The following is a 17,933-nucleotide window of genomic DNA, read 5'->3' as shown; positions in this document are numbered from 1 at the left end:
CGCGCCACACATCTTCCTGCGCCGCCCCGGGCAGCCCGATGCGCGCGCAATTGTCCGCACATGGCATCCTTCGCAAAGTCAAACCATGATTACCGTTACGCTGAAATCGTCTAAAGAGAAGTCACTGCTGCGCCGGCATCCGTGGGTCTACGCGAACGCGATCGATCGCGTTGACGGTGAGCCTGCTTCGGGCGCGACCGTGACCGTCCGCGCGCACGACGGCCGGTTTCTCGCGCGCGCGGCGTACAGCGCGCACTCGCAGATCCGCGCGCGCGTGTGGAGCTTCGACGAGGCCGAACCCATCGATCACGCATTCTTCAAGCGCCGCGTGCAGCGCGCACTCGCGCATCGTCAGAAGATGGTGCAGAACACCGGCGCCGTGCGGCTGATTTTCGGCGAAGCGGACGGCCTGCCCGGCCTGATCGTCGACTACTACATCGCGGACGACAACACGATGCGCGGCCAGATCGTCTGCCAGTTCATGGCCGCGGGCGTCGAGGCGTGGAAAGAAGCGATCGTCGCGGCGCTGACGGGCGCGACGGGCTGCCCGAACGTCTACGAGCGCTCCGACGTGTCGATTCGCGAGAAGGAAGGCCTCGAACAGACGACCGGCGTGCTCGCCGGCGACGCGCCGCCGGCCACGCTGATCTCAGCCGAAAACGGCGTGCGGTATCACGTCGACGTGCGCAACGGCCACAAGACGGGCTTCTACGTCGACCAGCGCGACAATCGCGCGCTCGTGCAGCAGTTTGCGCAGGACCGCGACGTGCTGAACTGCTTCTGCTACACCGGCGGCTTTTCGCTGGCGGCGCTCAAGGGCGGCGCGAAACGGGTGGTGTCGATCGATTCGTCCGGCGAGGCGCTCGCGCTTGCGCAGCAAAACGTCGAGGCCAACGGTTTCGATGCGGCGCGCGCCGTCTGGCTCGACGCCGACGCGTTCAAGACGTTGCGCCGCCTCTACGACGAAGGGGAACGTTTCGACCTGATCGTGCTCGATCCGCCGAAATTCGCGCCGTCGCGCGAACATGTGGACCGCGCGGCCCGTGCGTACAAGGACATCAATCTGACCGGCCTGAAGCTGCTGCGTCCGGGCGGCCTCCTGTTCACGTATTCGTGTTCGGGCGCGATCGACGCCGAGCTGTTCCAGAAGATCGTCTCCAGCGCGGCGTCGGACGCGCGGGTCGACGCGCGCATCCTGAAGCGCCTCGGCGCGGGCGTCGATCACCCCCTGCTGACTGCGTTCCCGGAAGGCGAATATCTGAAAGGCCTATTGTTGCAAATTGCCTGATCGCCCATAGTTTCGGGATATTTCCCGCCCGGCGAACGTTCGGCGAAAACCCGGTTTTAAGGCTGCCGCCAGCGGCGCCTTGACAGATATGTTTCAATTACTGACCGATCGAGTGGCCGCCCGCGCGCGGCCCCGCACCTGATTCACGCATTTAACAGGCAGACAACATGATCCCCGTTACCATCCTCACCGGCTTTCTCGGCAGCGGCAAAACCACGCTGCTCAAGCGCATCCTGAACGAAAAGCACGGCATGAAGATCGCCGTGATCGAGAACGAGTTCGGCGAAGAAAACATCGACAACGAAATCCTCGTGCAGGACGCCAATGAACAGATCATCCAGATGAGCAATGGCTGCATCTGCTGCACGATCCGCGGCGACCTCGCGCGCGTGCTCGGCGATCTGGCCGCGAAAAAGCAGGCCGGCGAACTGGATTTCGACCGCGTCGTGATCGAAACCACGGGCCTCGCCAATCCGGGCCCGGTGGCGCAAACGTTCTTCATGGATAACCAGATTGCCGACGAATTCCTGCTCGACGCGATCATCACGCTCGTCGACGCGAAGCACGCCGATCTCCAGCTCGACGAGCATGAAGTCGTGCAGCGTCAGGTGGGTTTTGCGGATCGTCTGTTCATCACGAAGGCGGATCTGGTTGACGAAGAGGCGATTGGCGATCTGCGCCATCGTCTGCTGCACATGAATCCGAAAGCGGCGATCAGGGTCGTCAATTTCGGCGCAGCCGACATCAAGGAAATTTTCGATCTGCGCGGTTTCAACCTGAACGCGAAGCTCGAAATCGATCCGGATTTCCTCGCTGAAGATGAGCACGACCATGCGCATCACGACCATGACCATGATCATGCGGATTGCGACCACGATCACGGCCAGTGCGACCACGAAGGTCACGATCACGGCCACGCCAGGCACCACCACGCTCACCACGACGACAAGATCAAATCGTTCGTCTACCGCAGTGAGCGCCCGTTCGATCCGAACCGGCTGGAAGACTTCCTCGGCGGCATCCTGCAGATTTACGGCGAACGCCTGCTGCGCTACAAGGGCGTGCTGTACATGAAGGGTGTCGATCGCAAGGTTGTGTTCCAGGGCGTGCACCAGATGATGGGCAGCGATCTGGCGTCGAAATGGCAACCGATCGAAAAGAAAAACAGCAAGATGGTTTTCATCGGCATTGAATTGCCGCGAGACCTGATTACCGACGGCCTCGACGCCTGTCTGGCCTGAGACTGAGGCTGCAACGCCGCGCCAAAGAAAAAAGCGGCCCGAAACTGGCTGAATCTGGTCACGCCAGTCCCATCGGGCCGCTCAAAATGCGGTATATGTGAAAGGCGCGTGAAAACCCTGTTGCGTAAAACCGTGCACGACCATCGCTTTTTGGTCATTAGCGCGTTATATTTTCACGATATCGACAGTGGCAGCAGGGATTTCCCCCGCTTGTCGTACCGGATTGTGATTCAGTTACAATACGTGCCCACTGGAGAATGACAACGAAATGCCCGGGACATCGCAGCCCGTACCGGGTACACACGGCGCCGGAAAATCTCATCCGGAAATCACGCCGACATGCCGGCCGGCACGCCGGTTTCGGGGAGCGCGCTGCCGGTAGAAGTAATGCCTCAGGAGCATCTGTAGACCGGTTTCCAGAGGAGTTCGGCCCCGCATCGGCGCCTTTGGCGTCACGACAGCCCACCGTCCGTGTTCGCCAGCGCTCGACTGAGTGCGATTAAAGGCGTCTTTGCGGGCAACACGAAAGAGCGGGCAATACGTATGAGTTTTGCCTCACATTGAAGAAGCAAGCCAGATGACGACGAAACGACTCTTGACCGAAGCCGAAATCCTGAAGATGAGCGACAAGGATTACATGAATGAGGATCAGCTCGCTTTCTTCAAGAACAAGCTCGAACAGCTGCAGGCGGAAATTCTCCGCAATGCCGGCCAGACGACCGAAAACCTGCGTGAAACAGTGATCGTGCCGGACCCGGCCGATCGCGCGACGATCGAGGAAGAGCATGCGCTGGAACTGCGCACGCGCGACCGCGAACGCAAGCTGCTGAAGAAAGTTCAGCAATCGCTCGCACGCATCGATTCGGGCGACTATGGCTGGTGCGAAGAAACCGGTGAACCGATTGGTGTTCCGCGTCTGCTCGCGCGGCCCACGGCAACCCTGTCGCTCGAAGCGCAGGAACGCCGCGAACTGCGCCAGAAGCTGTTCGGCGACTGACCGCCGCGGCGCGGCTTCGGCCCGCGCCCCAACACGCTGCTTCGTCGAGAGGCGCACGGTGTTCCGTGCGCCTTTTTTCTTTTGCAATGCGTGCTCTCGCGCCTGCGCGCATGGTTGTTTCGGCCCCATCTTCTCCCGCGCTTTTCCGTCTTTTTCCACCGTTAGCCATTCGGCCGACTCTTGATATGCTGCCGCACGCCCTAAAATAAATCGGACATGCGTTGCACGAGCGCGCGCGCTTTCGGCTGGTTGTCTGCGTTGCGCGCCGTCCGCTTACCTGGATTCAAGTAGTGGCGCAGAGCGCTGCTGCGTCCTTCCCGTTTTGCAAAAGGAACGCATATGGAGCAATTTCACGGCACGACGATCGTTTCCGTGCGGCGCGGCGACCAGGTCGCGCTCGGCGGCGACGGCCAGGTGACGCTGGGCAATATCGTCATGAAAGGCGGCGCGAAAAAGGTTCGGCGCATCTACGGCGGCAAGGTGCTGGTCGGTTTCGCCGGCGGCACAGCCGACGCCTTTTCGCTGCTCGACCGCTTCGAAGCCAAGCTCGAAAAACACCAGGGCAACCTCACGCGTGCCGCCGTCGAACTCGCCAAAGACTGGCGCACCGACCGCATGCTGCGCCGTCTCGAAGCAATGCTGATTACCGCCGACGCACACACCACGCTCGTCATTACCGGTAACGGCGATGTGCTCGATCCCGAAGGCGGCATCTGCGCAATCGGCTCCGGCGGTGCGTACGCGCAGGCGGCGGCCACGGCACTTGCCGGCAACACGGAGCTGTCACCGCGCGAGATCGTCGAGAAGTCGCTGGAGATTGCTGGCGACATGTGTATCTACACGAACCATAACCGCGTCATCGAGACGATCGAGTAAGGACCCACGATGAGCACCATGACTCCTGCCGAGATCGTCTCGGAACTTGATAAACACATCATTGGTCAGGACCGCGCGAAGAAAGCGGTCGCCGTCGCGCTGCGCAACCGCTGGCGTCGTCAGCAGGTCGAAGAACCGCTGCGCCAGGAAATCACGCCGAAGAACATCCTGATGATCGGACCAACGGGCGTCGGCAAAACCGAAATCGCGCGTCGTCTCGCCAAGCTGGCGGATGCGCCGTTCATCAAGATCGAAGCAACGAAGTTCACCGAGGTCGGTTACGTCGGCCGCGACGTGGACAGCATCATGCGCGACCTGATGGAAATCTCCATCAAGCAGACGCGTGAAACCGAAATGCGCAAGGTCCGCACGAAGGCTGAAGATCAGGCCGAAGACCGCATTCTCGACATCCTGTTGCCCACGGCACGTCCGGTCGGTTTTGGCGCGAGCTCGAGCGCCGCGGACACGATGGACGAAAGCAGCACCACGCGTCAGACCTTCCGCAAACGTCTGCGTGAAGGTCTTCTCGACGACAAGGAAATCGAACTCGACGTCGAGCAGCCGCAAGTCGGCATGGACATCATGGGGCCGCCGGGCATGGAAGACATGACCGAGCAGATCCGTTCGATGTTTGCGAACATCGGCGGCGGCAAGAAAACGCGTCGCAAGCTGAAGGTCAAGGAAGCGCTGAAACTTCTCACTGACGAAGAAGCCGGCAAGATGCTCAACGACGAAGAAGTGAAGGCGATGGCCGTGCGCAACGTCGAGCAGAACGGCATCGTGTTCCTCGACGAAATCGACAAGATCGCGTCACGTAACGAAGCGGGCGGAGGGGAAGTGTCGCGTCAGGGCGTGCAACGCGATCTGTTGCCGCTCGTCGAAGGCACTACCATCAGCACGAAGTACGGGATGGTGAAGTCCGATCACGTGCTGTTCATCGCGAGCGGCGCGTTCCATCTGGCGAAGCCGAGTGATCTGATTCCTGAGTTGCAGGGTCGTTTCCCGATTCGCGTCGAACTGGATTCGCTGTCGGTGGAAGACTTCGAGTCGATACTTGTCGCGACTGACGCCAGTCTCGTCAAACAGTATCAGGCGCTCCTCGCGACTGAAGACGTGCATCTCGATTTCGCGGACGACGGCATCCGTCGACTGGCGGAAATCGCGTTCTCGGTGAATGAGAAGACGGAGAACATCGGCGCACGGCGTCTGTACACGGTGATCGAAAAGCTGCTTGAAGAAGTGTCGTTTTCCGCCGGCAATCATGCGGGCACGAACGTCATGATTGATGCGGCGTATGTCGATCGCGCGCTGAACGAAGTCGCCGACGACGAGGACCTGTCGCGCTACGTTCTGTGATGTGGCGAGGCGAGGCCCGGTGATGTGTTGATCGATCCGCATCACGCCGGAACAAAACGGGCGGCCATGCCAGGCCGCCCGTTTTGCCATCAGCGCCACGCTTCAAGAGTCAGACATCACTGCCGCACAGGCCGCTTCGCCAGCTTGCGCTGCAGCGTGCGGCGGTGCATGTTCAGCGCGCGCGCCGTCGCCGAGATATTGTTGCCGTTTTCCGCCAGCACGCGCTGGATGTGTTCCCATTCGAGCCGTGCGACGGATAGCGGCGCCGGGTGCTCCAGCGCCTCTTCGGCCTGCAACGCACTCGCTTCGCTTTGAAGCGCCGAAAGAATCGACTCGACGTTGGCCGGCTTCGCCAGATAGTTGTCGGCGCCGTCCTTGACGGCCTGCACGGCCGTGGCGATGCTCGCGTAACCCGTCAGCACGAGCATGCGTGCGTCTGGCTGCAGTTCGCGAAGTGGCGCGACCAGGCTCAGGCCGGAATCGTCGCCCAGATGCAGGTCCACCGTGATCTGCCCGAACTTCTGCTGGTTCGCGAGTTTGATCGCTTCGTCGGCGTTGTGCGCCTCGGCGACCGTGAAGCCGCGCCGCGTCAGACCGCGCGCGAGGATGCCGGAGAACACTTCGTCATCGTCGATGACCAGAAAATTCATGTCGCTCATGCCTGTTTCTCCGTATTGGTAGGTGCGGAACCGTTGCGGTTCGCGCCGGCCTGGCCAGCCGCCGTCTGCGCCGCGCCGGGAAGCCCCGCGGTGCCGCCCACCGGCAGCCGCAGCACAGCGCGCGTCCCGCGCGGCCTTGTGTCGTTGATATCGCTTAATTCGATCGACCCGCGCAACCGCGTCGCGGCCGAAAACGCCAGATAAAGTCCGACGCCATGGCCGCCCTGCGTGCTGTCGACGGGCATCGAGCCCAGCGAATGGCGCAGCGTCGGCGGAATGCCGGGGCCCGCATCGCACACTTCGAATTCGATCATGTCGCCGCGCGCCGTCAGTCTGGCAGTCAGCGTCACGTGATCGCGGCTCGCGCGCGCTGCATTATCGAGCAGGATCGTGAGAATCTGGCCGACCGCGACCGTATCGTCAAGACTGACGTGGTCGGGCGGCGAACCCGGACGCTCGAATTTGACATGCGGATGCCGCAGCCGCCACTGCTCGGCGAACGACGTCAGCCACTCACCGACCGTCAGACGGCTACCCGTCGACGATGCACGGCTGCGCAGCCGCGCAAGCGCCGACGTGCACAGCGCCATCTGCTGTTCGAGCAGCGCGATATCCGCCGAATACGGCGCGAGACCCTTGTCGGTGCGCGCCGCGTCGCGCAGTTCTTCGGCGAGCATCGCGATCGTCGACAGCGGCGTGCCGATCTCGTGCGCGACGGTGGCGGCCTGCACACCCAGCGCCACGGCGCGTTCATCCCGCAGCAGCCGCTGCTGGGCGTCGCCCAGCGCGGTATCGCGCAGCCGCAAGGCGCGCGACATCCGCGCGACGAACCACGCGATCAGCCCGACGCTCACCATGAAGTTGACCCACATGCCCGCGCGGTAGTACTCGAACAGGTTCGCCGGATTGTCGAGATTGAGCGGCACGGAATCAAAGCCGAGCACGGCATAGCACGCCGCCGCGAATGCCGCGAGCCACGCCATCAGATACCACGGCAGCACGGCGGCCGCGATCGCGAGCGAAGGCAGATAAAGCGACACGAACGGATTGGTCGTGCCGCCCGACAGAAACAGCAGCGCCGACAAAGCGCCGAGATCCACCCAGATCTGGCCGAAGAGTTCGAGATTGGATTCAGGCTTCTCGCGCGCCACGCGGATCCACGTCAGCCCGTTGAACAGCACTTCGAGCGCGATCACAAGCAGCATCGCGGGTAACGGCAGATGGACGCCGAAAAGAAACTGGACGACCGCGATCGTGCCAAGCTGGCCGATGATGGCGAAGCTTCGCAGCCAGAAAAGGTGTCCGAGGTTGACCCGGCCGGTGTTGGTTATGCGGTGCATGCCGCCAGTTTACCCGTCAGTCAGCCGCTGGCGGCACCTGGCGTGCCGCCACGCTGAACGCTCGCGATTTCGTCGGCGAGACATTCCGGGCACAGACACCCGCTGCCAGGTTCGAGCCGCTCTCTGGGCAAGGCTGGCATCGCACGGCACCAGCACGCGACGGTTTTCGCCTGCGCGCCGCAGTCGAACGACACGCCGCAGCGTGGACAGCGGACGCTGACCACGTCTTTCGAAGAAGTACCGGACGCAGAACCAGACGGGTTCATGGCAAAAGGATGAAGCTGTCAGGGAGTCACAGGAATAATGCCACGTCTCGCGGGCGGCCAGTGATCGGCCGTTCGGCCAGTTTCCAGGCATCGGCCGGCCCTCCAGGAACGTCGCGGAAAAATGCATGCCACGCCGCGTCGGGCAGGCACGCCAGTGCGCAGGGCCGACCGCCCGTTGCGCACTGCACGACACTCGTCCGGCGCGCCGCCACGGCGCTCGTCGAAAACCCTGTTGCAGCGCGCCAGTCCTGTACAATTCGGCCTTGTTTCAACTGCCCTGCCTGATTCTGCCGCCATGTCCGAGCTCCCAGACCTTTCGCAGATTGCGCCCACCCTGAAGGCCGAAATTCTGGCCGAGGCGCTCCCTTACATCCGCCAGTATCACGGCAAGACCGTGGTCATCAAATACGGCGGTAACGCCATGACCGAAGAGCGCCTGAAGCAGGGCTTCGCGCGCGATGTCATTCTGCTGAAGCTGGTCGGCATCAACCCGGTGATCGTCCACGGCGGCGGCCCGCAGATCGACCAGGCGCTCAAGAAGATCGGCAAGCAGGGCACGTTCATCCAGGGCATGCGCGTGACCGACGAAGAGACGATGGAAGTCGTCGAATGGGTACTCGGCGGCGAAGTGCAGCAGGACATAGTCACGCTGATCAATCATTTCGGCGGCCATGCGGTCGGTCTGACGGGCAAGGACGGCGGCCTCATCCACGCACGCAAGATGCTGATGCCGGATCGCGACAATCCCGGCCAGTATGTCGACATCGGTCAGGTCGGCGAAGTCGAGGCGATCAATCCGGCGGTGGTCAAGGCGCTTCAGGACGACGCGTTCATTCCGGTCATCTCGCCGATCGGCTTCGGCGAAGACGGCCTCTCGTACAACATCAACGCGGATCTGGTCGCGGGCAAGCTGGCTGTCGTGCTGAACGCAGAAAAGCTCGTGATGATGACCAACATCCCCGGTGTGATGGACAAGGCAGGCAACCTGCTGACCGATCTGTCGGCGCGCGAAATCGATTCGCTGTTCGCGGATGGCACGATCTCGGGCGGCATGCTGCCGAAGATCTCGTCGGCGCTCGACGCGGCGAAGAGCGGCGTGCGCTCGGTGCATATCATCGACGGCCGCATCGAGCACTCGGTGCTGCTCGAAATCCTGACCGAACAGCCGTTCGGCACGATGATCCGCTCGCATTGAGCGCATCATGAAACACGGTGCGCGCAGCCGTGCGCGTACCGTGCCGCGCAGCGTGTCGCCAGCGGGCGACGGCGGCGCGCTTATCCACCGGCCCGCGATCTGGTCTTCACAGCCGCCTTTAAAACGGCCCCCCAAGCACGGCCTTCCGCGAGCCCTCCACGGCTTCATCTGCCAGCATGATGCGTCCTTCCCGTCCCAAACGCCGTCGGCCGCCTATCGCCGGCGGCACGCCGGTGTGGCTCTTCGACCTCGACAACACGCTGCATCACGCATCGCACGCGATCTTCCCGGCGATCAATCTGGCGATGACGCAGTACATCATCGATGCCCTGCAGGTCGAGCGTGACGAAGCAAACCGTCTGCGCACCGGCTACACGCAGCGCTACGGCGCCGCGCTGCTGGGCCTGACACGCCATCATCCGGTGGATCCGCACGATTTCCTCAAGGTGGTGCACACCTTCCCCGATCTGCCGGCGATGCTGCGCGCCGAGCGCGGTCTCGCGCGTCTCATCAAGGCGCTGCCGGGACGCAAGATCGTGCTGACCAACGCGCCGGAAACCTATGCGCGCGCGGTGCTCGAAGAACTGCGCATCGGGCGGCTGTTCGAGCGCGTGATCGCGATCGAGCATATGCGCGACCGTCGCGGCTGGCGCGCGAAGCCCGATTCGGCGATGCTGCGCCGGGCCATGCGCGACGCGCACGTCAAGCTCGCCGACGCAATACTCGTGGAAGACACGCGCAGCCATCTGAAAAATTACCGGCAACTCGGCATCCGCACGGTGTGGATCACCGGCCACCTGCCGACGCAAAGCCGTCCGGAAGGCGTCCCGACGCGCCGGCCGGGCACGGGCCGACCGCATTATGTCGACTGGTCGATTCGTTCGTTAAAATCACTGCGATCGGGCACCCGCTCGGGGCGACTGAAAAGGCGACAGACATGCAGCCGACTGACAGAGATGACCCGCCAGTAGACGACGCGCATCACAGCACCGGCAGCACCCGCGCGCCGCGACTGAAGCCGGGCGAGCGGCGCGTCCATATCCTCCAGACGCTCGCGGCGATGCTGGAGACGCCCAAGGGCGAAAAGATCACCACCGCCGCGCTGGCTGCGCGCCTCGGTGTGTCGGAAGCCGCGCTTTACCGGCATTTCGCCAGCAAGGCGCAGATGTTCGAAGGCCTGATCGAATTCATCGAACAATCGATCTTCGGGCTCATCAACCAGATCGTGTCGAAGGAGCCGAACGGCGTGCTCCAGGCGCGCTCGATCGCGCTCATGCTGCTCAACTTCGCCGCAAAGAATCCCGGCATGACACGTGTGCTGACGGGCGAAGCGCTCGTCGGCGAACATGAGCGGCTCGCGGAACGCGTGAGCCAGATGCTGGAGCGCGTCGAAGCCTCGCTGAAACAATGCCTGCGACTCGGGCTGATGGATGCGAACACGCAGGCCGACAGCGCCTCTGTTCCGCTGCCCGCGGACTACGACCCCGCTGTTCGCGCCAGTCTGCTGGTCAGCTACATCATCGGGCGCTGGCACCGCTTCGCCCGCAGCGGCTTCTCGCGCGCGCCCGGCGAACACGCCGAAGCACAGCTGCTGTTGATCCTTCAGTAACGCGCCAAACCCTCCCGGTTTTTGAGATCGACGCTTCGTGCCCTGTGCAACGATGCGTGGCGGCCTCTCGCGCCGCGTTCAAAAAACCTGGGAGAACACATAATGATGAATCGTCCTGTCCTGTCTGCGTTGCCGCCCGGCCTTTCCGCGCTTTCGGCTCACTGGGGATGGCTCCTGCTTCGTGGCATCGTCGCGGTCATTTTCGGCGTGCTCGCTTTCCTCTGGCCCGACCTGACGTTAGCTTCGCTCGTGATCGTGTGGGGCGCCTACGCCGTCGTCGATGGCGCATTTGCGCTGGTGTACGGCGCAGGTGGCACCGGTAGCCGTCGATGGATGTACGTGCTGGTCGGACTGACTGGCATTCTGGCAGGCCTCGCCGCGCTCTTCTGGCCTGGCGCCGCGGTCATCGTTCTGGTGATGATCATCGGCTACTGGGCGTTTATCGTCGGCGCCTTCGAGATCATTTACGCCATCCAGTATCGTCGCGCGCAGGCGCACCCCTGGCTGATCGGCCTGTCGGGATGCCTGTCGGTCGTTGTCGGCCTGCTCATCGTGATGTGCGTCTATCCGGTGGGCGTGCTGTCGGTGGTGTGGCTGATCGGCAGCTATGCGATCGTGTACGGCATCCTGATGGCGTTCGCGGCCATCCAGTTGCGACGTTTCCAGCGGCGGCTGACGGCCTGAGCGCCGAAACTCATCGAACCAGGTGCGATCCGGGCGCCCGGATCGCAACGCCACGGGACAGCGCGCACCGCTGTCCCGAAAACTTTCCGCTATAATTTGTGCCTGATTGCGGTATTCGACGTTGTAGCCGCAGTCACTCGCTGGATGAATGACGCGCCGATTTGCTGACTCGATTGCGGGCGCGCGAACCTGCCGGGAATGTTCCCGCGGTTCACTACAAATGCGGCTAAAGAGGTCGTCAGCCGCGCATATCTTCGTCTTTTCGCGCATCGCCGACACCATCTAGCCGCCCAGAGTCGTTAAAAGGCGGAATGAATGGAATCGATCGGCATCGTCGCTCCCCAAAAAATGCATTTCTCCGAGCCGCTGCTCATGCAGAACGGCAGCTCGCTCGCCGGTTACGACCTGATGGTCGAAACCTACGGCACGCTCAATGCCGCGCGCAGCAACGCGGTGCTTGTCTGTCACGCGCTCAACGCGTCGCATCACGTCGCGGGCGTCTATGTGGACGATCCGAAGGACATCGGCTGGTGGGACAACATGGTCGGCCCCGGCAAGCCGCTCGATACGAACCGCTTCTTCGTGATCGGCGTGAACAATCTCGGCTCGTGCTTCGGCTCGACGGGCCCGATGAGCATCAATCCGTCGACGCAGCAGCCGTACGGCGCGAGCTTTCCGGTCGTGACGGTCGAAGATTGGGTGAATGCGCAGGCACGTGTCGCCGATGAATTCGGCATCGAGCGTTTCGCAGCGGTGATGGGCGGCAGCCTCGGCGGCATGCAGGCGCTGGCGTGGAGCATGATGTATCCGGAGCGCGTCGCGCACTGCATCGTCGTCGCGTCGACGCCGAAGCTCTCCGCGCAGAACATCGCCTTCAACGAAGTGGCGCGCTCGGCGATCCTGTCGGACCCCGACTTCCACGGCGGCAATTACTACGCGCACGGCGTGAAGCCGAAACGCGGTTTGCGCGTCGCGCGGATGATCGGCCACATCACCTATCTGTCCGACGACGACATGGCCGCCAAATTCGGCCGCGCGTTACGCCGCGCGGAAGGCGCGCTCGACGCGTACAACTTCAACTTCGACGTCGAATTCGAAGTGGAATCGTATCTGCGCTATCAGGGCGACAAGTTCGCCGACTACTTCGACGCCAACACGTACCTGCTGATCACCCGCGCGCTCGACTACTTCGATCCGGCGAAAGCGTTCGACGGCGACCTGACCGCCTCGCTCGCGCACACGACGGCGAAATACCTGATCGCGAGTTTTTCCACTGACTGGCGTTTCGCGCCCGCGAGATCGCGCGAACTGGTGAAGGCGTTGCTCGACCACAAACGTACGGTGACGTACGCCGAAATCGATGCGCCGCACGGCCACGACGCCTTCCTGCTCGACGACGCCCGCTATCACAACCTGATGCGCGCCTATTACGAACGCATTGCCAACGAGGTGAACGCATGAACCAGCGCGCTCTCGATTATCTTGCGACGCGGCCTGACTTCCGCGCGATCGCCCGCTGGGTTGAGCCGCGCTCGACGGTGCTCGATCTCGGCTGCGGCGACGGCTCGCTGCTGTCGCTGCTGACAGAAGAACTCGAAGTCTCCGGTTACGGCATCGAGATCAACGACGCCGGCGTGCTGGCGTCGACGAAAAACGGCGTCAACGTGATCCAGCAGAATCTGGAAGACGGCCTGCGCCTGTTCGAAGACGGCAGTTTCGACTTCGCGATCCTGTCGCAGACCTTGCAGACGATCCACCAGACCGCCGCGATCCTGCGCGAGACGGTGCGCGTCGGCCGCGAGTGCATCGTGTCGTTTCCGAATTTTGGTTACTGGTCGCACCGTCTTTCGGTGTTGCAGGGTCGGATGCCGGTATCGAAATCGCTGCCGTTCCAGTGGCACAACACACCGAACGTGCGGGTGCTGACGATCAAGGATTTCGAGGCGCTGGCGCCGGAAGTCGGCATCGAAATCCTCGATCGCGTGGTGCTGCACGGCGGCCAGGCCGTCCGTTGGGGCGAGAACTGGCGTGGTAGTCTTGCGGTCTATCGGGTCAAGAAAAGCTAACGCAAACTATCCACATGTCGAACCCGCCACACGAGGCGCCCGCACTTTCCGCTCACGAAGATCACCCTGGCTGGCGTGCGTTTTTTAACAAACACATGCTGATTTGCGTCTTCCTCGGCTTCACGTCGGGGTTGCCGCTTTTCACGCTCGTCTATCTGGTCCAGGCCTGGTTGCGCTCCGAAGGCGTCAATCTGAAGGAAATCGGCCTTTTTGCGCTGATCCAGTTCCCGTACACATGGAAATTCATCTGGGCGCCGCTGATGGACCGCTATCTGCCGCGTCTGCCGGCCTGGCGTCCGGGGCGGCGACGTGGCTGGATGCTCGTCACGCAGATTCTCGTCGCAGGCGCGATCGCGGCGCTCGGTTTTGTCTCGCCGCGTGATGCGATCTGGACGGTCGCCGCGCTGACGGCGCTAGTCGCGTTCTTCGGCGCGAGTCAGGACATCGTGATCGACGCTTACCGGCGCGAACTGCTCACCGATACGCAGCAGGGTCTCGGCAACGCCGTGCACGTGAATGCGTACAAGATCGCCGCGCTCGTGCCGGGCTCGCTCGCGCTGATCCTGTCTGATCACCTGCCGTGGACCACCGTCTTTGTCGTCACGGCCGTGTTCATGCTGCCGGGGATGATCATGACCTTGCTGGTCAGCGAACCCGAAGTGCACGGCGCGCCGCCGAAGAACCTTCGCGACGCCATCGTGCTGCCGTTCCGCGAATTCCTCCTGCGCGACGGCTGGAAGGGCGCGCTCTTCGTGCTCGGCTTCATCTTCCTTTACAAGCTCGGCGACGTGATGGCGACTACGCTGTCCACGTCGTTCTTCCTCGATATCGGCTTCTCGCGCACGCAGATCGGCGTGATCGCGAAGACCACCGCGTTCGGCGCGAGTCTCGCAGGTGGGATCATCGGCGGAGTCTGGCTGATGAAGATTGGCATCGGTCGCGGGTTGTGGATTTTCGGCCTCCTGCAGATGGTGTCGACGCTCGGCTTCGCGTGGCTCGCGCATCTCGGGCCGGATTCGCCTGCTCTCGCGGCGATCTACGATTTCGCCGTGGTGGCGAGCCAGGGGACGACGAAACTGCTGTCCTGGGTCGGCATCGACTGGACGGTGCAGCTCGATCCGCGGTCGGTCGCGCTGGCGCTCGTGTACGGGTTCGAGACTTTTGCGACCGGTCTTACGATGGCGGCCTTCACCGCCTATATCGCCAGCACCACCGATCCGCGCTACACGGCCACCCAGTTCGCGCTCTTCACGAGCCTCGCTTCGGTGCCGCGCACGCTGGCTTCGGCGGCGAGCGGCTATGTCGTCGCGGAGATCGGCTGGTTCACGTACTTTCTGGTGTGTACGGCGCTCGCGGTGCCCGGCATGTTACTTTTGTTCCGGATCGCACCCTGGAGAACGCAGTCGTGACCGCGTCCGCCCCGCTGCGCGCGGTGGGTTCGAGCGAACCGCGCGCGAATCCATCCCTGCTGCACGCGGTGCTTCGAGGCACTGCTGACGCGGCGCGCACGTTCGCGTTTGTCGGCGCGTGCCTGGGTGGTTCGCAGATGCTGTCGCACGCTGTGTTTGCAGCCGATGCGCCTGCCAATGCCACCGTCAGCGCACCCGAAACGGCGAGCGCGCCGGCCGCGCGCACGGCAAGCGCCGCACCGCCGGTTTCCGCGGCCTCAGGCGCTTCCGGCGCTTCGGCTACCTCAACCTCAACGCCAGGCGCCACGACGCCACCGGCTACACAGACCGCGTACGGCCCGAGCCAGTCGATCCGCTACGGCAATCCGGCTGTATTCCGCAACCTGATTCCGTCGCCGATGCTCGAATCGCAGGCGACTGGCGAATTCGACGAAATCGCACGCGGCGCGGGTCATGCGGGCCGCCTCTATCCCGCCACCGACGCGCACGCCAAACGCATCCGGACAATCATCGACCAGCTGGTTCCCTTCTCGCTGAAGTGGAACGAGCGCGCGAAGACCTGGAAGTGGGACGTTGCCGTCGTGAAGTCGCCGGATATCCGGATGTACTGCCTGCCGGGCGGGAAGGTCGTCGTGTATGGGGGCCTGCTCGACCGCGTGCGCCTGAACGACAACGAACTCGGCATGCTGCTCGGCCATGAAATCGCGCACGCGTTGCGCGAGCATGCGCGCGAGCGCCTCGGCGAACAGCAGGCCGCGCAACTCGGTTCGGGGCCGATTCCGCAGCTTTTCGGCCTCGCCGATCTCGGCGCGGCGCCACTTGGTATCGGCACGCAGCTGCTCGAAATGAAATACGAGAGCACCGACGAAACCGAAGCCGACGTGATCGGCAGCGATATCGCGTCACGCGCGGGTTTCGACCCGCGCGCAGCGATCACGCTGTGGGACAAGCTGGCGGTGTCGACGCGCGCCAACCGTGGGCAGGGTTTCATCTACGTGCACCCGTACACGCCGGCGCGCCGCGCGGACATCATGAAACGCCTGCCCGACATGCTGCCGCTCTATGCGAAGGCGATCGGCAAAACCGTCGATGCGTTGCCGGACTACGCTGGCATCGGCCGCCCGAAGCGCAAATTCGCGGCCGACTGAAAAACCGCGCTTCGCGGCAAACCGGCGTGGGCTTCAGGCCGGATGATCGTAGTCGACCGTTAGCGGCGCATGGTCGCTGAACTTGATCTCGCGAAATACGTCAGTGCGCTTTGCCTTGCCGGCGATGCCCGGCGTCGCGATCTGGTAATCGATCCGCCACCCGACGTTCTTCGCATACGCCTGACCGCGGTTGCTCCACCACGTGTACTGCTCGGGACGTTGATCCAGCGTGCGGAACACGTCGACGTAGCCAACATCATCGAACAGCTTTGTCAGCCACGCGCGCTCTTCCGGCAGGCAGCCTGAGTTCTTCTGGTTGCCCTTCCAGTTCTTGATGTCGATTTCCTTGTGGACGATGTTCACGTCGCCACACACGATCACTTCGCGTTCCTTGCGAAGCGCGTCGAGGTGCGGCATGAACACGTCCATGAAGCGGTATTTCGCCTGCTGCCGCTCCTCGCCGCTCGACCCCGACGGCACATACACCGACACCACCGACAGATTGCCAAAGCGCACTTCCACGTAACGCCCTTCAGCATCGAATTCGTCGCTACCGAAGCCGATCACTACTTCGTCCGGTTCGACGCGCGTGTAGACGCCCGCGCCGCTGTAGCCCTTCTTCACGGCGTGCTGGAAGTAGCCTGTGTAACCGTGCGGTGCGAGGAATTCGGGCGTCATGTCGTCCTGCGAGCACTTGATTTCCTGCACGCACAGTACGTCCGCGCTTTGATCGCGGAACCAGTCGAAGAAGCCTTTTTTGGCGGCCGAACGGATGCCGTTGAGGTTGGCGGTAATCACACGCAGCATGTCGTTTCCTTGTTGTTTGATGGTTTGCAGCAGGCCGTCGGAAGCGGCGTCATTCGATTTTCAGGCCCTTCAGCGAATCTTTTGCGGGCGGATATTCCAGCTTCAACCCTTCAAACGCGCGCAGCAGCAGTTCGCCGACCATCACGTTGCGATGCGTCTTCGAATCGGCCGGAATCACGTACCACGGCGCGTAATCGGTCGATGTCGCCGCGAGCGCGTCCTGATAGGCGCCCTGATATCTATCCCACAACTTGCGCGCGTCGAGATCGGCGACGTCGAACTTCCAGTGCTTCGTTGGATCGTCGATGCGTGCCTGCAGGCGCCGGCGCTGCTCGTCCTTCGAAATGTGCAGCATGCATTTGATGATTGTCGTGCCGCTGTCCACGAGCAGCGCTTCGAACTCGCGGATCTGACGATAGCGTCGCGCGCATTCGTCGGCGTCGATTTCGCGGAGCACGCGCGGCACGAGCACGTCTTCGTAATGGCTGCGGTTGAAAATCGTCAGTTCGCCGGCAGCCGGCGCCTGCGCGTGGACGCGCCACAGAAAATCGTGCGCAGCCTCGATCATCGAAGGCGCCTTGAACGGCACGATGTGCAAACCGAGCGGATCGACGTCACGGAACACCGCGCGGATCGTGCCGTCCTTGCCGCTCGTGTCCATGCCCTGCAGCACCAGCAGCACGCGTCGCACACGTTGCGCGTGCAACCGTTCCTGCAGGTTGTTCAGCTGCGCGCCGATTGCAGCAAGACGGTCGCGGTCGCCGTCTTTCGAGCCAGTTGAAAAAGGCTTCACGCCGGGGTCGAAATCGCTGAGTGCGAATTTCGCGGCCTTCTTGCCTTCATCGATATAAGGGACACGGAAATCGTCGAGTTCGGGATTCTTTGCCATGCAGATTCTCTTTGTAGACGACGTCAATCGGTGGTCGACAAAAGGAAACGGGCCGCTGCCTTAACCTTCGTCCGGCAACAGCCCGTCATGACCGGAGACGCTG

18 protein-coding genes are annotated in these 17,933 nt (G+C 62.8%); 13 read left to right on the top strand and 5 right to left on the bottom strand.

Features of this window, described 5'->3' with window-relative positions; all coding sequences use genetic code 11:
* Positions 1-85 precede the first annotated feature (85 nt).
* From P3T16_RS01860 to hslU, 5 genes are all read left to right on the top strand, one after another.
* Positions 86-1,288, top strand: coding sequence for a class I SAM-dependent rRNA methyltransferase (locus tag P3T16_RS01860; protein ID WP_429340959.1), 1,203 nt, complete (start codon positions 86-88; stop codon positions 1,286-1,288).
* Positions 1,289-1,455: 167 nt separating this feature from the next.
* On the top strand, positions 1,456-2,529 hold the full coding sequence (locus tag P3T16_RS01855; RefSeq protein WP_429340958.1) for a CobW family GTP-binding protein: 1,074 nt from the start codon (positions 1,456-1,458) through the stop codon (positions 2,527-2,529).
* A gap of 577 nt (positions 2,530-3,106) precedes the next feature.
* Positions 3,107-3,526, top strand: a complete 420-nt coding sequence (dksA, locus tag P3T16_RS01850) for an RNA polymerase-binding protein DksA (protein WP_228875512.1) — start codon at positions 3,107-3,109, stop codon at positions 3,524-3,526.
* 339 nt (positions 3,527-3,865) lie between these two features.
* A complete protein-coding gene (gene hslV, locus P3T16_RS01845; RefSeq protein WP_429255071.1) occupies positions 3,866-4,402 on the top strand; it encodes an ATP-dependent protease subunit HslV in 537 nt (178 codons plus the stop codon).
* A gap of 9 nt (positions 4,403-4,411) precedes the next feature.
* On the top strand, positions 4,412-5,758 hold the full coding sequence (gene hslU, locus P3T16_RS01840; RefSeq protein WP_429340957.1) for an ATP-dependent protease ATPase subunit HslU: 1,347 nt from the start codon (positions 4,412-4,414) through the stop codon (positions 5,756-5,758).
* Between the two features lie 116 nt (positions 5,759-5,874).
* Here hslU and P3T16_RS01835 read toward each other — a convergent pair whose 3' ends face one another.
* Genes P3T16_RS01835 through P3T16_RS01825 form a run of 3 tightly spaced genes read right to left on the bottom strand, consistent with a single transcriptional unit; the run spans position 5,875 to position 8,023 of the window.
* A complete protein-coding gene (locus P3T16_RS01835) occupies positions 5,875-6,417 on the bottom strand; it encodes a response regulator transcription factor (protein WP_429340956.1) in 543 nt (180 codons plus the stop codon).
* Positions 6,414-7,757: an ATP-binding protein gene (locus P3T16_RS01830; RefSeq protein WP_429340955.1), complete on the bottom strand. Its 1,344-nt coding sequence runs from the start codon at positions 7,755-7,757 to the stop codon at positions 6,414-6,416. Before P3T16_RS01830 ends, P3T16_RS01835 begins: the two co-directional genes overlap by 4 nt.
* Positions 7,758-7,777: 20 nt before the next feature.
* The gene (locus tag P3T16_RS01825) at positions 7,778-8,023 is read right to left on the bottom strand and encodes a cysteine-rich CWC family protein (RefSeq protein WP_429255075.1); all 246 of its coding nucleotides are present in this window, start codon (positions 8,021-8,023) and stop codon (positions 7,778-7,780) included.
* Positions 8,024-8,318: 295 nt separating this feature from the next.
* Here P3T16_RS01825 and argB point away from each other — a divergent pair, with 295 nt between their 5' ends.
* The 8 genes from argB to P3T16_RS01785 all read left to right on the top strand — a co-directional run bounded on the left by argB (position 8,319) and on the right by P3T16_RS01785 (position 16,134).
* Positions 8,319-9,218, top strand: coding sequence for an acetylglutamate kinase (gene argB / locus P3T16_RS01820; RefSeq protein WP_133661492.1), 900 nt, complete (start codon positions 8,319-8,321; stop codon positions 9,216-9,218).
* A gap of 179 nt (positions 9,219-9,397) precedes the next feature.
* Positions 9,398-10,189 (top strand): pyrimidine 5'-nucleotidase, encoded by a 792-nt coding sequence (locus P3T16_RS01815; protein WP_429341057.1) that lies wholly within the window; start codon positions 9,398-9,400, stop codon positions 10,187-10,189.
* Positions 10,156-10,827, top strand: a complete 672-nt coding sequence (gene slmA, locus P3T16_RS01810) for a nucleoid occlusion factor SlmA (RefSeq protein ID WP_429255076.1) — start codon at positions 10,156-10,158, stop codon at positions 10,825-10,827. The genes P3T16_RS01815 and slmA overlap by 34 nt, the downstream gene beginning before the upstream one ends.
* 102 nt (positions 10,828-10,929) lie before the next feature.
* A complete protein-coding gene (locus P3T16_RS01805; RefSeq protein ID WP_429340954.1) occupies positions 10,930-11,511 on the top strand; it encodes an HdeD family acid-resistance protein in 582 nt (193 codons plus the stop codon).
* 315 nt (positions 11,512-11,826) lie between these two features.
* Positions 11,827-12,972, top strand: a complete 1,146-nt coding sequence (gene metX, locus P3T16_RS01800; RefSeq protein WP_429340953.1) for a homoserine O-succinyltransferase MetX — start codon at positions 11,827-11,829, stop codon at positions 12,970-12,972.
* Positions 12,969-13,577, top strand: coding sequence for a methionine biosynthesis protein MetW (metW, locus tag P3T16_RS01795; RefSeq protein ID WP_429255079.1), 609 nt, complete (start codon positions 12,969-12,971; stop codon positions 13,575-13,577). Before metX ends, metW begins: the two co-directional genes overlap by 4 nt.
* A gap of 14 nt (positions 13,578-13,591) precedes the next feature.
* On the top strand, positions 13,592-14,986 hold the full coding sequence (locus tag P3T16_RS01790) for an AmpG family muropeptide MFS transporter (RefSeq protein ID WP_429340952.1): 1,395 nt from the start codon (positions 13,592-13,594) through the stop codon (positions 14,984-14,986).
* Complete coding sequence (locus tag P3T16_RS01785; protein WP_429340951.1) at positions 14,983-16,134, top strand: M48 family metallopeptidase; 1,152 nt, start codon at positions 14,983-14,985, stop codon at positions 16,132-16,134. The genes P3T16_RS01790 and P3T16_RS01785 overlap by 4 nt, the downstream gene beginning before the upstream one ends.
* A gap of 33 nt (positions 16,135-16,167) precedes the next feature.
* Here P3T16_RS01785 and P3T16_RS01780 read toward each other — a convergent pair whose 3' ends face one another.
* Together P3T16_RS01780 and P3T16_RS01775 are read right to left on the bottom strand one after the other, a co-directional pair.
* On the bottom strand, positions 16,168-16,941 hold the full coding sequence (locus P3T16_RS01780; RefSeq protein ID WP_429340950.1) for an exodeoxyribonuclease III: 774 nt from the start codon (positions 16,939-16,941) through the stop codon (positions 16,168-16,170).
* 49 nt (positions 16,942-16,990) lie between these two features.
* Entirely contained in the window at positions 16,991-17,830 is an 840-nt protein-coding gene (locus P3T16_RS01775; protein ID WP_429340949.1) for a PPK2 family polyphosphate kinase, read from the bottom strand.
* Positions 17,831-17,933: the final 103 nt, after the last annotated feature.

The organism is Paraburkholderia sp. GAS42 (assembly GCF_050436565.1).
Classification (GTDB): domain Bacteria; phylum Pseudomonadota; class Gammaproteobacteria; order Burkholderiales; family Burkholderiaceae; genus Paraburkholderia.
Note: the sequence above shows the minus strand (reverse complement) of the source record. Positions and strands in the feature narration are given on the sequence as shown.

Coding starts and splice junctions, on each gene's coding strand:
- argB (WP_133661492.1), top strand. CDS start 8,319: ATGTCCGAGCTCCCAGACCTTTCGCAGATTGCGCCCACCCTGAAGGCC.
- slmA (WP_429255076.1), top strand. CDS start 10,156: ATGCAGCCGACTGACAGAGATGACCCGCCAGTAGACGACGCGCATCAC.
- P3T16_RS01815 (WP_429341057.1), top strand. CDS start 9,398: ATGCGTCCTTCCCGTCCCAAACGCCGTCGGCCGCCTATCGCCGGCGGC.
- P3T16_RS01775 (WP_429340949.1), bottom strand. CDS start 17,830: ATGGCAAAGAATCCCGAACTCGACGATTTCCGTGTCCCTTATATCGAT.
- P3T16_RS01805 (WP_429340954.1), top strand. CDS start 10,930: ATGATGAATCGTCCTGTCCTGTCTGCGTTGCCGCCCGGCCTTTCCGCG.
- hslV (WP_429255071.1), top strand. CDS start 3,866: ATGGAGCAATTTCACGGCACGACGATCGTTTCCGTGCGGCGCGGCGAC.
- metW (WP_429255079.1), top strand. CDS start 12,969: ATGAACCAGCGCGCTCTCGATTATCTTGCGACGCGGCCTGACTTCCGC.
- dksA (WP_228875512.1), top strand. CDS start 3,107: ATGACGACGAAACGACTCTTGACCGAAGCCGAAATCCTGAAGATGAGC.
- P3T16_RS01790 (WP_429340952.1), top strand. CDS start 13,592: ATGTCGAACCCGCCACACGAGGCGCCCGCACTTTCCGCTCACGAAGAT.
- metX (WP_429340953.1), top strand. CDS start 11,827: ATGGAATCGATCGGCATCGTCGCTCCCCAAAAAATGCATTTCTCCGAG.
- P3T16_RS01780 (WP_429340950.1), bottom strand. CDS start 16,941: ATGCTGCGTGTGATTACCGCCAACCTCAACGGCATCCGTTCGGCCGCC.
- P3T16_RS01825 (WP_429255075.1), bottom strand. CDS start 8,023: ATGAACCCGTCTGGTTCTGCGTCCGGTACTTCTTCGAAAGACGTGGTC.
- P3T16_RS01855 (WP_429340958.1), top strand. CDS start 1,456: ATGATCCCCGTTACCATCCTCACCGGCTTTCTCGGCAGCGGCAAAACC.
- P3T16_RS01835 (WP_429340956.1), bottom strand. CDS start 6,417: ATGAGCGACATGAATTTTCTGGTCATCGACGATGACGAAGTGTTCTCC.
- P3T16_RS01830 (WP_429340955.1), bottom strand. CDS start 7,757: ATGCACCGCATAACCAACACCGGCCGGGTCAACCTCGGACACCTTTTC.
- P3T16_RS01860 (WP_429340959.1), top strand. CDS start 86: ATGATTACCGTTACGCTGAAATCGTCTAAAGAGAAGTCACTGCTGCGC.
- hslU (WP_429340957.1), top strand. CDS start 4,412: ATGAGCACCATGACTCCTGCCGAGATCGTCTCGGAACTTGATAAACAC.